Annotated in this window: 10 protein-coding genes; all 10 read left to right on the top strand. The window is 75.5% G+C overall.

The window, feature by feature from the left end:
* Positions 1-111 precede the first annotated feature (111 nt).
* The 10 genes from lgt (at position 112) to Cpa01nite_RS04810 (ending at position 15,197) form a co-directional block, all read left to right on the top strand.
* Entirely contained in the window at positions 112-984 is an 873-nt protein-coding gene (gene lgt, locus Cpa01nite_RS04855) for a prolipoprotein diacylglyceryl transferase (RefSeq protein WP_203667710.1), read from the top strand.
* Between the two features lie 160 nt (positions 985-1,144).
* Positions 1,145-5,713, top strand: coding sequence for a glutamate synthase large subunit (gene gltB, locus Cpa01nite_RS04850; RefSeq protein ID WP_203667623.1), 4,569 nt, complete (start codon positions 1,145-1,147; stop codon positions 5,711-5,713).
* Entirely contained in the window at positions 5,706-7,187 is a 1,482-nt protein-coding gene (locus Cpa01nite_RS04845; RefSeq protein ID WP_203667622.1) for a glutamate synthase subunit beta, read from the top strand. Before gltB ends, Cpa01nite_RS04845 begins: the two co-directional genes overlap by 8 nt.
* A gap of 317 nt (positions 7,188-7,504) precedes the next feature.
* Positions 7,505-8,980, top strand: coding sequence for a glutamate synthase subunit beta (locus Cpa01nite_RS04840; protein ID WP_203667621.1), 1,476 nt, complete (start codon positions 7,505-7,507; stop codon positions 8,978-8,980).
* Positions 8,981-9,067: 87 nt separating this feature from the next.
* Complete coding sequence (gene pyk / locus Cpa01nite_RS04835) at positions 9,068-10,498, top strand: pyruvate kinase (protein WP_203667620.1); 1,431 nt, start codon at positions 9,068-9,070, stop codon at positions 10,496-10,498.
* Between the two features lie 115 nt (positions 10,499-10,613).
* On the top strand, positions 10,614-11,255 hold the full coding sequence (locus tag Cpa01nite_RS04830; RefSeq protein ID WP_203667619.1) for an SRPBCC family protein: 642 nt from the start codon (positions 10,614-10,616) through the stop codon (positions 11,253-11,255).
* 102 nt (positions 11,256-11,357) lie between these two features.
* Positions 11,358-11,867, top strand: a complete 510-nt coding sequence (locus Cpa01nite_RS04825; protein ID WP_203667618.1) for a mycothiol transferase — start codon at positions 11,358-11,360, stop codon at positions 11,865-11,867.
* Positions 11,868-11,931: 64 nt separating this feature from the next.
* Positions 11,932-12,585 (top strand): nucleoside/nucleotide kinase family protein, encoded by a 654-nt coding sequence (locus Cpa01nite_RS04820; RefSeq protein WP_203667617.1) that lies wholly within the window; start codon positions 11,932-11,934, stop codon positions 12,583-12,585.
* A 213-nt stretch (positions 12,586-12,798) separates the two neighbouring features.
* Complete coding sequence (locus Cpa01nite_RS04815) at positions 12,799-14,049, top strand: PP2C family protein-serine/threonine phosphatase (protein WP_203667616.1); 1,251 nt, start codon at positions 12,799-12,801, stop codon at positions 14,047-14,049.
* Between the two features lie 146 nt (positions 14,050-14,195).
* Positions 14,196-15,197, top strand: a complete 1,002-nt coding sequence (locus Cpa01nite_RS04810) for a hypothetical protein (protein WP_203667615.1) — start codon at positions 14,196-14,198, stop codon at positions 15,195-15,197.
* Positions 15,198-15,358 lie beyond the last annotated feature (161 nt).

Genomic DNA, 15,358 nt, shown 5'->3' with positions numbered 1-15,358 from the left:
TTCTGACGACCTCGGCGCCGGGGGGCGCAGCCCGCCGGGTCGCGCGCCCGGTGTCCGCGCCCGGGACCCTCGTCCCGGGCGCGCGCCGGTGTCGCATACAGTGCCCGTGTGATGATCCCCGCCGCGATCCCGAGCCCGCCGCAGGCCGTCTGGTACCTCGGCCCCGTGCCGCTGCGCGCCTACGCCCTCGCGATCCTCGCGGGCATCGTGGTCGCGGTCATCATGACCCAGCGCCGGTGGAAGGACCGCGGGGGCGACCCCGAGCAGGTGCTGGACATCGCGTTCTGGGCCGTGCCGTTCGGCATCGTCGGCGGCCGGCTCTACCACGTGATCTCCTCCCCGGACGCGTACTTCGGTGCGGGCGGCGACCCCGTGCGCGCGCTGTACATCTGGGAGGGCGGCCTGGGCATCTGGGGCGCCGTCGCGCTCGGCGCCGTCGGCGCCTACATCGGCTGCCGCCGCGCCGGGGTGTCGTTCCCGGTGTTCGCCGACGCGCTCGCGCCCGGCCTGCTCGTCGCGCAGGCGATCGGCCGGCTCGGCAACTGGTTCAACCAGGAGCTGTTCGGCGGCGCCACGACGCTGCCCTGGGGCCTGCGGATCGACGACGCGCACCTGCCCGCCGGCTACGAGTCGGGCACGCTGTTCCACCCGACGTTCCTGTACGAGCTGCTGTGGAACCTGGCCGGCGCCGCGCTGATCATCTGGCTCGACCGCCGGTTCCGGCTCGGCCACGGCCGGGTGTTCTGGCTGTACGTGATCGTCTACACGACCGGCCGGCTCTGGATCGAGCTCGTCCGGATCGACCCCGCGGAGATGATCGGCCCGTTCCGGCTCAACGTCTGGACGTCGATCATCGTGCTCCTCGGGGCGCTGGTAGCGTTCGTGGTCGTCGGACGTCGTCATCCTGGACGCGAGACCACGCCCCTCCTGCGCGAATCCGCAGCGCAGGACGACGAGGTGGCGGAGCACGAGAGCACCCGCTGACCGCGGCACACGCTCATGTGACCCACCTCACTTTCTCGCGATGTGAGCGCCTGTGTTTCCGGCAGGTATCGTCGCCACACTTAAGCCCGGGCCGAAGACGTCCCAGCCTCCCCCCAACGCTCTACCTGGCCCGCTCCCCGGGTCCGTGAGGACGGTGCTGATGCCCGCGTCGCCTGTGCGTCCCGGTGCTTCTCCCGTGCAGCAGCAGAGTCTGTACGACCCGGCTGCCGAGCACGACGCCTGCGGTTTCGCGTTCGTCGCGACGCTGCGCGGCACCCCCGGCCGCGACATCGTCGACGCCGGCCTGACCGCCCTGCTCAACCTCGACCACCGCGGCGCGGTCGGTGCGGAGGAGAACAGCGGCGACGGGGCCGGCATCCTGACCCAGATCCCCGACGCGTTCCTGCGGGACGTCGTCGACGCCGAGCTGCCCCCGGCCGGCCACTACGCCATCGGCATGGCGTTCCTGCCGCAGGACGACGAGGAGCGCGCCGTCGCGGTGCGCGCCGTCGAGGCGATCGCCGCGGAGGAGAAGCTCGACGTGCTCGCGTGGCGCGACGTGCAGGTGACGGCCGACCTCGTCGGCCCGACCGCGCGCTCGTCCATGCCGGTGTTCCGCCAGCTCGTCGTGGCGGACCCGTCGCGCGAGCTCGCCGGCATCGACCTCGACCGCCGGGCGTACCGGCTGCGCAAGCGCGCCGAGCGCGAGCTCGCCGTGTACTTCGCGTCGCTGTCGGCCCGCACGCTGTCCTACAAGGGCATGCTCACGACCGGCCAGCTCGAGCCGTTCTTCGCCGACCTGTCCGACCCGCGGTACGCGTCCGAGCTCGCGCTCGTGCACTCGCGGTTCTCCACCAACACCTTCCCGTCCTGGCCGCTCGCGCAGCCGTTCCGGATGATCGCGCACAACGGCGAGATCAACACGGTCCGCGGCAACCGGAACTGGGTGGCGGCCCGCGAGGGCACGCTGCAGTCGGACCTGCTGGGCGACCTCGCCCCGCTGCTGCCGGTGTGCACGCCGGGCGGCTCGGACTCGGGCTCGTTCGACGAGGTGCTCGAGCTGCTGCACCTGGGCGGCCGCTCCCTGCCGCACGCGATCATGATGATGATCCCGGAGGCCTGGGAGAACCACGCGCAGATGGACCCCGCGCGGCGGGCGTTCTACGAGTACCACGCGTCGCTGATGGAGCCGTGGGACGGCCCGGCGGCGATGACGTTCACCGACGGCACGCTCATCGGCTCGGTGCAGGACCGCAACGGCCTGCGCCCCGGCCGGTTCTGGGTGACCGAGGACGGCCTGGTCGTCATGGGCTCCGAGGCGGGCGTGCTCGACCTCGACCCGGCGACGATCGTCCGCAAGGGCCGCCTCGAGCCCGGCAAGATGTTCCTGGTCGACACCAACCAGGGGCGGATCGTCGAGGACGACGAGGTCAAGGCCCAGCTCGCGGCCCAGCGCCCGTACGCGGAGTGGGTCCGGGAGAACTCGGTCTACCTGGAGCAGCTGCCGGAGCGCGAGCACGTCGCGCACTCGTCGGCCTCCGTGCGCCGCCGTCAGCGGACGTTCGGCTACACCGAGGAGGAGCTCAAGATCCTCCTCACGCCCATGGGCGCGGCCGGCGCGGAGCCGCTCGGCGCCATGGGCTCGGACACCCCGGTCGCGGTGCTGTCCCAGCGCCCCCGCATGCTGTTCGACTACTTCACGCAGATGTTCGCCCAGGTGACGAACCCGCCGCTCGACGCGATCCGCGAGGAGCTGGTCACGTCCATCGGCGGCGCGATCGGCCCCGAGCCGAACCTGCTCGAGGACACCCCGCTGCACGCGCGCAAGCTCGTGCTGCCGTTCCCGGTGCTGGACAACGACGGCCTCGCCAAGATCGTCAAGATCCACAAGGACCCCGCGATGGCGGGCGTGTTCCGGTCGACGACCGTCCGCGGCCTGTATCGCGCCGCGGGCGGCGGCGAGGCGCTCGAGCAGCGCCTCGAGGAGATCTTCGCGGAGTGCGACCGGGCGATCGCCGACGGCGTGAGCTTCCTCGTGCTGTCCGACCGCGACTCCGACGCCGACCGCGCGCCGATCCCGTCGCTGCTGCTGCTGTCGGCCGTGCACCACCACCTGCTGCGCCGGCACACCCGCACCCAGGTGTCGCTGGTCGTCGAGGCCGGCGACGTGCGCGAGGTGCACCACGTCGCGCTCCTGATCGGCTACGGGGCGGCGGCCGTCAACCCGTACCTCGCGATGGAGACCGTCGAGGACCTGGCCCGCAACGGCTACCTGACCGGCGTGAGCCCCGAGCTGGCCGTGAAGAACCTCATCAAGGCGCTCGGCAAGGGCGTCCTCAAGGTCATGTCCAAGATGGGCATCTCGACCATCGCCTCGTACCGCGGCGCCCAGGTGTTCGAGGCCATCGGCCTGTCCCAGCCGCTCGTGGACCGGTACTTCACCGGCACCACCAGCCGGCTCGGCGGCATCGGCCTGGACGTGATCGCGGCCGAGGTCGCCGCGCGGCACGCCGACGCGTACCCGTCGAACGGCAACCGCCTGGCGCACCGCCGCCTCGCGACCGGCGGCGAGTACCAGTGGCGCCGCGACGGCGAGGAGCACCTGTTCGACCCCGAGACGGTGTTCCGGCTGCAGCACTCCACCCGCACGCGGCAGATGGACGTGTTCCGCGACTACACGCACCGGGTCAACGAGCAGTCGTCCCGGCTGATGACGCTGCGCGGCCTGCTCGAGCTCAGGACCGGCGAGCGGACCCCGGTCCCGGTCGACGAGGTCGAGCCGGTCAGCGAGATCGTCAAGCGGTTCAGCACCGGCGCGATGTCCTACGGGTCGATCTCCGCCGAGGCGCACGAGACGCTCGCGATCGCCATGAACCGGCTCGGCGCCAAGTCGAACACCGGCGAGGGCGGCGAGGACCCGGACCGCCTGCACGACCCCGAGCGTCGCTCGGCGATCAAGCAGATCGCGTCCGGCCGGTTCGGCGTGACGTCCGAGTACCTGACGTTCGCGGACGACATCCAGATCAAGCTGGCCCAGGGCGCCAAGCCGGGCGAGGGCGGCCAGCTGCCCGGCCCCAAGGTGTACCCGTGGGTCGCGAAGACCCGGCACTCGACACCGGGCGTCGGCCTGATCTCGCCGCCGCCGCACCACGACATCTACTCGATCGAGGACCTGGCGCAGCTGATCCACGACGCCAAGAACGCGAACCCCCGCGCCCGGATCCACACCAAGCTCGTGAGCGAGTTCGGCGTGGGCACGGTCGCGGCCGGCGTGGCCAAGGCGCACTCCGACGTCGTGCTCATCTCGGGCCACGACGGCGGCACCGGCGCCTCGCCGCTGACCTCGCTCAAGCACGCGGGCACCCCGTGGGAGATCGGCCTGGCCGAGACCCAGCAGACCCTCGTGCTCAACGACCTGCGCGACCGCGTCGTGGTCCAGGTCGACGGCCAGCTCAAGACCGGGCGCGACGTCATCATCGGCGCGCTGCTCGGCGCCGAGGAGTTCGGCTTCGCGACCGCGCCGCTGGTCGTGTCGGGCTGCATCATGATGCGCGTCTGCCACCTCGACACCTGCCCGGTGGGCGTCGCGACGCAGAACCCCGACCTGCGGTCCCGGTTCACCGGGAAGCCGGAGTTCGTCGTGACGTTCTTCGAGTTCATCGCGCAGGAGGTGCGCGAGCTGCTCGCCGAGCTGGGCTTCCGCAGCATCGAGGAGGCCGTCGGCCACGTCGAGCTGCTGGACACCCGCAAGGCCGTCGACCACTGGAAGGCGCAGGGCCTCGACCTCGCGCCGGTGCTCGCCGTACCCGAGCCGCTCGAGGGCTCGGCCCTGCACCACGTCCGCGACCAGGACCACGGCCTGGACCGCGCGCTGGACAACCAGTTCATCGCGATGGCGTCGGACGCGCTGGAGGACGCGCGGCCGGTGCGGATCGAGCTGCCGGTGCGCAACGTGAACCGCACGGTCGGCACGATGCTCGGCCACGAGGTCACCCGCCGGTACGGCGGCGAGGGCCTGCCCGACGGCACGATCGAGGTCGCGCTGACCGGGTCGGCCGGCCAGTCGTTCGGCGCGTTCGTCCCGCGCGGCATCACGCTGCGCCTCGAGGGCGACGCGAACGACTACGTCGGCAAGGGCCTGTCCGGCGGTCGGATCGTCGTGCGGCCCGACCGCAACGCGGTGCTGACCGGCGAGCACAACGTCATCGCGGGCAACGTCATCGGCTACGGCGCCACGTCCGGCGAGATGTTCCTGCGCGGCGTCGTCGGCGAGCGGTTCGGCGTCCGGAACTCCGGCGCCACGCTCGTCGTCGAGGGCGTGGGCGACCACGGCTGCGAGTACATGACCGGCGGCACCGTGCTGGTGCTCGGCCGGACCGGCCGCAACTTCGCGGCGGGCATGTCCGGCGGCACCGCCTACGTGCTCGACCTCAAGCCCGAGCGCGTCAACGTCCAGGCCGTCGCGGCCGGCGAGCTGGGCCTGGACCCGCTCGACGACGAGGACGCGGCGCTGGTGACCGACCTGCTGCGGCGGCAGGCGGAGGAGACCGGGTCGCGCGTCGCGGCCGAGCTCCTCGCCGACCCCGCGGCGACCCGCGCCCGGTTCACCCGGGTGCGGCCGACCGAGTACTCCCGCGTCCGCGCGGCGCTCGCGAAGGCGGAGGCCGACGGCCTCGACCCGAGCACGCCCGGCGTGTGGGAGGGCATCCTGGAGGTGGCTCGTGGCTGACCCCCGCGGCTTCATGAAGGTGCGGGAGCGCGAGCTGCCCGCCAACCGCCCGGTCGCGCTGCGGCTCATGGACTGGCGCGAGGTGCACGAGCACCGCAGCGCGCAGGACGACCCGCAGTCGGCGACCCTGCTGCACCGGCAGGCCGGGCGCTGCATGGACTGCGGCGTCCCGTTCTGCCACAACGGCTGCCCGCTCGGGAACCTCATCCCCGAGTGGAACGACCTGGTGTGGCGCGGGCAGTGGGGCGACGCGATCGAGCGCCTGCACGCCACGAACAACTTCCCGGAGTTCACGGGCCGGATCTGCCCGGCCCCGTGCGAGTCGGCCTGCGTGCTCGGCATCAACCAGCCCGCGGTGACGATCAAGAACATCGAGGTCTCGATCATCGACGAGGCCTTCGACCGGGGCCTGGTGCACCCGCAGGTGCCGCAGCGCCTCACCGGGCACACCGTGGCGGTCGTCGGCTCGGGCCCCGCCGGGCTCGCGGCCGCGCAGCAGCTCACCCGCGCCGGGCACACGGTCGCGGTCTACGAGCGGGACGACGCGATCGGCGGCCTGCTCCGGTACGGCGTGCCGGACTTCAAGCTCGAGAAGCGGCACATCGACCGCCGCCTCGAGCAGATGGCCGCCGAGGGCACCCGGTTCCGGGCGAACGTCGAGATCGGCAAGGACATCACCTGGGCGCAGCTGCGGGCCCGGTACGACGCGGTGGTCGTCGCCACCGGGTCGACCGTGCCGCGCGAGCTGCCGCTGCCCGGCCGCGAGCTCGACGGCATCCACCCCGCGATGGAGTACCTGTCCCGGTCGAACAAGCTGGTCGCCGGCCAGGACGTGCCGGACGCCATCGACGCGGCGGGCAAGCACGTCGTCGTGATCGGCGGCGGCGACACCGGCTCGGACTGCGTCGGCACCGCGCTGCGCCAGGGCGCCGCGTCCGTCACGACGCTGGCCATCGGCAAGCAGCCGCCGACCGAGCGGCCGGCCAACGCGCCGTGGCCGACCGACCCGGTGCTGTTCGAGGTGTCGTCCTCGCACGAGGAGGGCGGCGACCGCGCCTACCTGGCGTCGACCGTCGCGTTCGTCGGCGGCGAGGACGGACAGGTCACCCACCTGCGCCTCGCGACCACCGAGTACCTGCCCGACGGCCGGCGCGTGCCGACCCCGGGCACGGAGCGGGACATCCCGGCCGACCTGGTGCTCATCGCGATGGGCTTCACCGGCCCGGAGACCGAGGACCTGGTCGCGCAGGCCGGCGTCGACCTGACCGGCCGCGGCACCGTCGCGCGGTCGGACGACTTCGCGACGAACGTGCCGGGCGTGTTCGTGGCCGGCGACGCCGGGCGCGGGCAGTCGCTCATCGTGTGGGCGATCGCCGAGGGCCGCGCCGCGGCCGCCGCGGTCGACACCTACCTGGGCGGCAGCACGGAGCTCCCGGCCCCGGTGACGGCCGGCACGGTGGCCCTGCGCGCCTGAGGGCGCCGGACGAGCGGGCGCGCGCGGGGGCGACCCCGTGCGCGCCCGCTCGCGCGCGTCCCGCCGTCGCGGCGCCGCTGCGCGCGCTCGCCGCGCGCGTCGTGTCGCGCCGGTCGCCGAGCCTGCACTAGTTGCGGGGTTCGGCCGGCCTGAACCCCGCAGCTTGTGCAAGCTCGGCGAGCGGGCGAGCGGGCGAGCGGGCGAGCGGGCAGGCGGGCAGGCGGGCAGGCGGGCAGGCGGAGAGGCGTCGGGGCGCGGGTGCGTGCGGGACGTCCGGCCCACCCGGCCGGCGTCGCCGGCGCCTAGCGTCGCTCGGCATGGCCGATCCCCGGGGCTTCCTCACCCACCGCGTCCGCGAGACACCGCCCAGCCGGCCCGTGGCGGTCCGGCTCCGGGACTGGCGCGAGGTGCACGGGCACCGCGCGGGGGACCCGGACGACCTGGCCAGGGTGCAGCGGCAGGCGTCCCGGTGCATGGACTGCGGCGTGCCGTTCTGCCACCACGCGTGCCCGCTCGGCGGCCTCGCGCCCGAGTGGAACGACCTCGCGTGGCGCGGGCAGTGGGCCGACGCCGCGGACCGGCTCCACGCGACGCACCCGTTCCCGGAGATCACCGGCCGGGTGTGCCCGGCGCTGTGCGAGGCCGCGTGCGTCCTCGGTCTGCACGACGAGGCGGTGACGATCCGCGAGGTCGAGCTCGCGGTCGCGGAGGAGGCGTTCGCGCGCGGGCTGCTCGCGCCGCGGGTGCCGCAGCGGCTCACCGGCCACCGGGTCGCGGTCGTCGGGTCCGGGCCGGCCGGGCTGGCGGCCGCGCAGCAGCTGACCCGGGCGGGCCACACGGTCGTCGTGCACGAGCGCGCGGACGCGCCCGGCGGGCTGCTGCGGTACGGCATCCCGGAGTACAAGCTCGAGAAGCGCGTCCTGGACCGCCGGCTGGCGCAGATGGTGTCCGAGGGCACCCGGTTCCGGTGCGGCGTCGAGGTCGGCGTGGACGTCACGGGGGAGGAGCTGCGCGCGCGGTTCGACGCCGTGCTGGTGTGCACGGGCGCGACCGTGCCGCGCGACCTCCCGGTGCCCGGGCGGGACCTGGCCGGCGTGCTGCCGGCGATGGACTACCTCGTGCCGGCGAACCGCGCCGCGGCGGCGGACGACGCCCCCGTCGAGGGCCAGCCGCTCGCGACCGGGCTGGACGTGGTCGTCGTCGGGGGAGGCGACACCGGGGCGGACTGCCTCGGCACCGCGCTGCGGCAGGGCGCCCGCTCCGTGACCCAGCTGGAGATCCTGCCGGAGCCGCCGGCGGCCCGCCGGGCGTCCGACCCGTGGCCGACCTGGCCGCTGCTGCTCCGGGTGTCCTCGGCCCACGAGGAGGGCGGCGAGCGGGCCTGGGCGGTCGCCACCGAGGAGCTGCTCGGCGACGACGCCGGCCGGGTCCGGGCGCTGCGGGTGCGCGACGTCCGCCTGGTGGACGGCCGGCCGGAGCCGACCGGACCGGCCCGCGAGCTGCCCGCGCAGCTGGTGCTCCTGGCGCTCGGGTTCGCCGGGGCGGAGGCGTCGCCGCTGCTCCAGCAGGTCGGGCTGGTGATCGGGGAGCGACGAACCGTCGAACGTCACGAGAACTTCAGGACGAACGTCCCGGGCGTGTACGTGGCGGGAGACGCCGGTCGCGGGCAGTCGCTCGTCGTGTGGGCCGTGGCGGAGGGTCGGGCCGCCGCGGCGGCCGTAGACTCTGACCTGTCTGGCAGCACCGCCCTGCCTGCTCCGGTCACCGCGAGCACCGTGGCGATGCGTCCGTAGACCATCAACCGCGCACGTCCCGGCAGGCCCGGCCCACCAGGACGTTCGGTCCGAACCGTCTGTCACGAAAGGCCTAGGCTTTCCCCCATGCGTAGAGCGAAGATCGTCTGCACCATCGGCCCCGCCACGGAGTCCGCCGAGCAGATCCAGGCCCTTGTCGACGCCGGGATGGACGTGGCGCGGCTGAACCGCAGCCACGGCGACACCGAGGTGCACGAGCGCGTGTACAACAACGTGCGCGCCGCCGCGAAGGCCTCCGGCCGCTCCGTGGCCGTCCTGGTCGACCTCCAGGGCCCGAAGATCCGCCTCGGCCGGTTCGTCGAGGGCAAGCACTACCTCAACGAGGGTGACACCTTCACCATCACCACCGAGGACGTGCCGGGCACCAAGGAGCTCGTCTCCACCACGCACAAGGGCCTGGCCGGCGACGCCCGCGTGGGCGACCCGCTGCTGATCGACGACGGCCGCGTCCTCGTGCGCGTCACCGCCGTCGAGGGCCCGCGCGTCGTCACCCGCGTCGAGGTGGCCGGCCCGGTCTCCAACAACAAGGGCATCAACCTGCCCGGCGTGGCCGTGTCCGTCCCCGCCATGAGCGAGAAGGACGAGGAGGACCTGCGCTGGGCCCTCCGCGTCGGCGCCGACATCATCGCGCTGTCCTTCGTCCGCAACGCCGCCGACTACGACGACGTCCGCCGGATCATGGAGGAGGAGGGTCGGGTCGTCCCGGTCATCGCCAAGGTCGAGAAGCCGCAGGCCGTCGAGGCCCTGGCCGAGATCGTGGACGCGTTCGACGGCATCATGGTCGCCCGCGGCGACCTCGGCGTCGAGCTGCCGCTCGAGCAGGTCCCGCTCGTGCAGAAGCGCGCCGTCGAGCTGGCCCGCCGCAACGCGAAGCCGGTCATCGTCGCCACCCAGGTGCTCGAGTCGATGACGAACAACCCGCGCCCGACCCGCGCCGAGACCTCCGACTGCGCCAACGCGGTGCTCGACGGCGCCGACGCGGTCATGCTGTCCGGCGAGACCTCCGTGGGCGAGTACCCGATCGAGACGGTCCGCACCATGGCCCGGATCATCGAGGCGACCGAGGAGCTCGGCCGGGAGCGCATCGCCCCGCTCGGCTCGACCCCGCACACCCGCGGTGGCGCCATCACCCGCGCCGCGGCCGAGATCGGCGAGACCCTCGGCGTGAAGTACCTCGTGACCTTCACGCAGTCGGGTGACTCCGCGCGCCGCATGTCCCGCCTGCGCTCGGCGATCCCGCTGCTCGCGTTCACCCCGCAGACCTCGGTCCGCAACACGCTCTCGCTGAGCTGGGGCACGCAGACGTACGAGGTGCCACAGGTCGAGCACACCGACGCCATGGTCCAGCAGGTCGAGTCCACCCTGCGTGCCCAGGGCCTCGCCGAGGTGGGCGACTACGTCGTCGTCGTGGCCGGCACGCCGGTCGGCGTCGTCGGGTCGACCAACTCGATCATCGTGCACAAGATCGGCGACGACGCCTCGGGCCGCGTGGCCTGACGCACCCGCGTCCCGCACGTCGAGGGGCCCCGCAGCGCACGCGCGCTGCGGGGCCCCTCGCGCGTGGGACCGACGGCCCTGGTGCGGGCGCCCGCGGCGGTGTTGCGTGGAGCGCATGACCTCCCACCACGCGGTGCGCGCGCTCGCGATCGCGGCCACGGCGGCCGTCGGCTACCACCTCGCCCGCGGGCGGGCGCTGCACTGGGGCGCGTCCCAGGTGGAGCGCTCGGTCGGGCTGCCCGGCGACGACCTCGTCCCCGACGCCGACCTCGTGGCGACCCGGGCGATCACCGTGCACGCCCCCGCCGAGCGGGTGTGGCCCTGGCTGCTGCAGCTCGGCCAGGGGCGCGGCGGCTTCTACAGCTACGACGCGCTCGAGGGCCTGTTCGGGCTCGGGATCACCAGCGCCGACCGGATCGAGCCGCGCTGGCAGGAGCTCGCCGTCGGCGACGAGGTGCGGCCGGCCCCGCAGGTCGGGCTGCGGGTCGAGGTGCTCGAGCCGCCGCGCGCCCTCGTGCTGCAGGGCGCCGGCCCCGCGCTGCCGGACGAGGACACCCCGCCGTTCGACTTCGCCTGGGCGTTCGTGCTGCGGCCGGGCCCGATGCCGGGCAGCTGCCGGCTCGTGGTGCGGGAGCGGTACGCGTACACGGAGCCCTGGGCCCGGTGGATGGTGGAGGGCGTGTCCTGGGTGAGCCTGCTCATGACCGAGCGGATGCTCCGCGGCGTGCGGGACCGGGCCGAGGCCGCGGGGGACTGACACCCGCGCGCCCGCCCCGCGCGCACGTGTCGTCACCTCGGCATACGGTCGACGGGACCGGGACGAGGGCCGCCCGCGCGGCGGCCGGCGAGGGGAGAGCGCGTGGACGGCGTGGCGGTGCTGCAGGACGGGTTCGGGCGGATCGGCGACCTGGTGCACGGGGTGCTCGACGGAGTGGGCGAGGACGAGCTCACCGCCCGGCTCGGCCCGGAGGCCAACACGATCGCCTGGCTGGTGTGGCACCTGGCGCGCGTCGAGGACGCGCAGGTCGCCGACGTGGCGGGCGCCGAGCAGGTCTGGGAGGCCCAGGGCTTCGCGGAGCGGTTCGCCCTGCCGTTCGACCGCGGGGCCACCGGCTACGGCCAGGGCCCGGACGAGGTGGCGCAGGTGCGGGTGGGCGCGGACCTGCTCCGCGCGTACGCCGACGCCACCCGCGCGGCGACCGACGCCTACCTCGGGCGGCTCTCCGACGAGGACCTGGGCCGCGTGGTCGACGACTCGTGGGACCCGCCGGTCACCGTCGGGGTGCGGCTGGTGAGCGTGCTCGGGGACGTGCTGGAGCACGCCGGGCAGGCGGCGTTCATCAAGGGCGTCGTCACCTCCCGCGGCTGACGCGGTCACCACGGCGCGCGGTCGGCACGACCCGCCCGACCGCGCCGCACGGCAGACTGTCCCGGTGCGCGTCGAGCCCGTCAGCCCCGAGGTCGTGGTCGAGCGCCTCGTGGACCGGGTGCTCGACGGGCTGGCCGCGGCACCCGCGGCGGAGGGCGCCGACCGCCGGTGGCGCGTGCTGCTGGACGGCGCGCCGCCGACCGCGCCGGGCGTCCTGGCGGACGCGCTGGCCGAGCCGCTGCGCGCCCGCGGGCACGCCGCGCTCCGGGTGTCCGCGGGTGACTTCCTGCGTCCCGCCGGCGTGCGGTTCGAGCACGGCCGGCAGGACCCGGACGCGCTGCTCGACGACGCGCTGGACGCCGGCGCCCTGATCCGCGAGGTGCTCGACCCGCTCGGCCCCGGCGGCGACGGCACGTACCTGCCGGCCCTGTGGGATGCGGCCCGGGAGCGCTCGGCCCGGGCCACCCGCGTCGCCGCGCCGCCGGGCGCCGTCCTGCTGCTCGACGGCCACCTGCTGCTCGGGCGGTGGCTGCCCGCGGACCTGACCGTGCACCTCGCCGTGCGCCCCGCGACGCTGGCGCGGCTGACCCCGCCCGCGGAGGCGTGGCGGCTCGCCGCCGAGGAGCGGTACCGGGACGAGGCGGCCCCCGAGGAGGCGGCCGACGTCGTGGTGCGGGTGGACGACCCCCGGCGTCCTGGGTGGGTGCTCGAGCGCTGAGCACCGCCGGCGCCGGGTCGCCCGCCGGTCGTCTCCCGCTCGTCCCCGGTCCGCTCGCGGAACGCGCACAGTAACGTCACGGTCAAGTCGGTAAAGTTCTCGCCATGGCCGGTCCCGCACCGGCACAGCCGGCGACGGCGTCCCCCGGGGCGCCGCGGAGGCCGACGAGGTATCGCGCCGCGCCGTGCTGGGAACGCACGACGAGGAGGCGCCGTGACCCCACCCCCTGCCCGACCGACCCCCACCACCCCCGCCACCCTGAGCACCGGGACCACGCCCGCCACGCCCACCACGCCCACCACCCCGACCACCGGGGTCGACTACCACGCCGTGTTCGCCGCCCTGCCCGCGCCGAAGCTGGTGCTGGGACCGGACGGGACCGTGCTCGACGTGAACGCCGCGTTCCGCGCCGCGTTCGGGGAGCCCGCCGTGCTCGGCCGTCCGCTGGCCGACGTGCTGCCGGAGCCCGGCCGGCGGGAGGTGCTCGCGTCGGTCCGCGCCGCGGCCCGCACCGGCCGGCCGCAGACGGTGGGCCCGGTGCCGTCGCCCGCGGCGGGCGGTCCGCGGTGGTGGCTGCTCACCACGACGCCGACGACGGGGCCGGGCCGCCGGGTGACGGCCCTGGTGCTGCGTGCGGCCGAGGTCACCGAGGTGATGCCGGGGCCGGACGGGCCGACGGGTCGGCCGGGGGCGGGCGCGCGGGCGGTCGTCGACGCCCTGGTCGAGGCGGTCGGCATCGAGCGCGCCGAGGCGGAGGTCCTGCACGACTCGCTGCTCACCGAGCTGCCCGCCGTGCCGGGGCTGGCGCTGGACGTCCGGTACCGGCCCGCGCACGCGCGCAGCCCGGTGGGCGGCGACTGGTACGACGCGTTCGTGCAGCCGTCGGGGCAGGCCGTGCTCGTCGTGGGGGACGTCACCGGGCACGACGTCGCCGCGGCGGCGCGGATGCGCCAGCTGCGGGGGACGCTGCGCACCCTCGGGTACGCGGAGGACGCCGGCCCCGCGGAGACCCTGCGCCGGACCGAGCGCACGCTGGCGGGCCTCGGCTGCGCCGTCACCGCCACCGTCCTGGTGGTGGCCGTCGCGCCGGGCGGCCGGGAGCTGCGGTGGGCGTCCGCCGGGCACCTGCCGCCCGTCCTGGTCCGTGCCGACGGGTCCGCGGTGCCGCTGCGCGGCGCGCCGGAGCTGCTCCTGGGCGTGGACCCGGGGGCGGCGCGCTCCGACCGGTCCGCCGCGCTGGGCCCCGGCGAGACGCTGCTGGCGTTCACGGACGGGCTGGTGGAGCGCCGGGGCGAGTCGGTGGCGCGCGGCCTCGAGCGGCTCGTCGCGACGCTGCCCGACATCCGGCGGGCGGACGGGACGCTCGACCTCGACGAGCTGCTCGTGCGGTGCTGCCCCGGTGACGGGGACGACGACGTGACGGTGCTGACCGCCCGGCGACTCCCGGCGGACGAGGGCGCCTGACCTGCGGCGGCGCGGCGGGCCTCGCGGCTGCCGGCCCCGGGGCGACGCCGCGCCGAGCCGCGCGCCCCCGCGCCTGGCCCGGTGCCGCCCGCGGGGGCATGCTGGGGGGAGCGGGCGCGGGCCCGGTGCGCGAGGAGGCGGGCGGCATGGACGCGGCGACGCGGCGGCGGGACGACGGCGGGGCGGCCCCGAGCACCCCGGAGTACGACGCGTTCGGGCCGTGGGTCGACCCGGTGCGCACCGCCGAGGAGGTGCCGCCGCTGTACCGGGACCACCCCCTCGACCTCGCGGCGAGCCGGCTGGTGCTCAAGGTCCCGCGGGACATCGCGCGCCGCGACGCCACCCCCGACATGGACCTGTACGACCACCTGCTCGTGCTCGGGCCCGACCGGTTCACGGCGCTGAGCCGGCGGACCGCCGGGGACGCCGCGCGGCGGGGCGCGCGGGCCGCGCGCCGGGCCGAGGGGCGGGGCTACGACGTGCGGGAGGTGCCGTACGACCAGGTCGCGGCCGTCGGCACGAGCATCGACCTCCTGGACGGCCGGCTCGACGTGCACGCCCTGGCGGGCGCGTCGGTCCGGGTGCGGTTCAGCGGCTCGTCCGCCGACGTGGTCGAGGGGTTCGTCGACGCGCTGCGCTCGCTCGCCTGGCCGGTGCCGACGACGGGGGACCCGGCGCCGCGGGACCCCACGGCGGGCCTGCCCGGCCTCGGGCGGCTGGACCGCCGGGCGCTGGGGGAGAAGGAGATCGGCCTCGTCTCGGCGTACCGCGAGGTCGCGGACCGGGAGCGCGGCCTGAAGGCGCTCGCCGCCCACCGCCGACGGGTCGTGCAGCCGGTGGGTGGCGGGCTGTCCCGGGCCATCCACCTGCTGCACCCGATGACCGTGCAGGCGGCGGTGGTCGCGTCCGACGGGCGCGAGCTCCAGGTGTTCGGCCGTCGGGACTGGCTCGCGCGGGGCCGCACCCCGGTGCACTCCGAGTCGCGGCTGGTGCTGCCGCTGGAGCGGCTGACGGGGGTGGGCGCGCGGCCGCACCCCGGCTACCGCGACGTCACGGTCGTGACGCTGCGGGCCGGCGACGCGGCGCTGGACCTGCCCGTGCCGGCGGACTCCGACGCCGCGCGCGTGCTGACCGGGCTGCTGGGCTGAGGCCCGACCCGCCGGCGGCGCGTTCGGAGTCGGCGGCTCCCCGGTGCGCCGCGGCCGTGCCACGCCCCGCCGTGCCACGCCGCGCTGCCCCGCGGTGCCGCGCCGCGCTGCCCCGCGGCGCCCCGCCGTGCGACGCCCGCCGCGCGGTGGCAGCGTGGTCG

Origin of the sequence: Cellulomonas pakistanensis, from assembly GCF_016862755.1 — a bacterium.
GTDB classification, from domain to species: Bacteria; Actinomycetota; Actinomycetes; order Actinomycetales; family Cellulomonadaceae; genus Cellulomonas; species Cellulomonas pakistanensis.
This window is presented reverse-complemented; position numbering and strand designations above follow the sequence as displayed.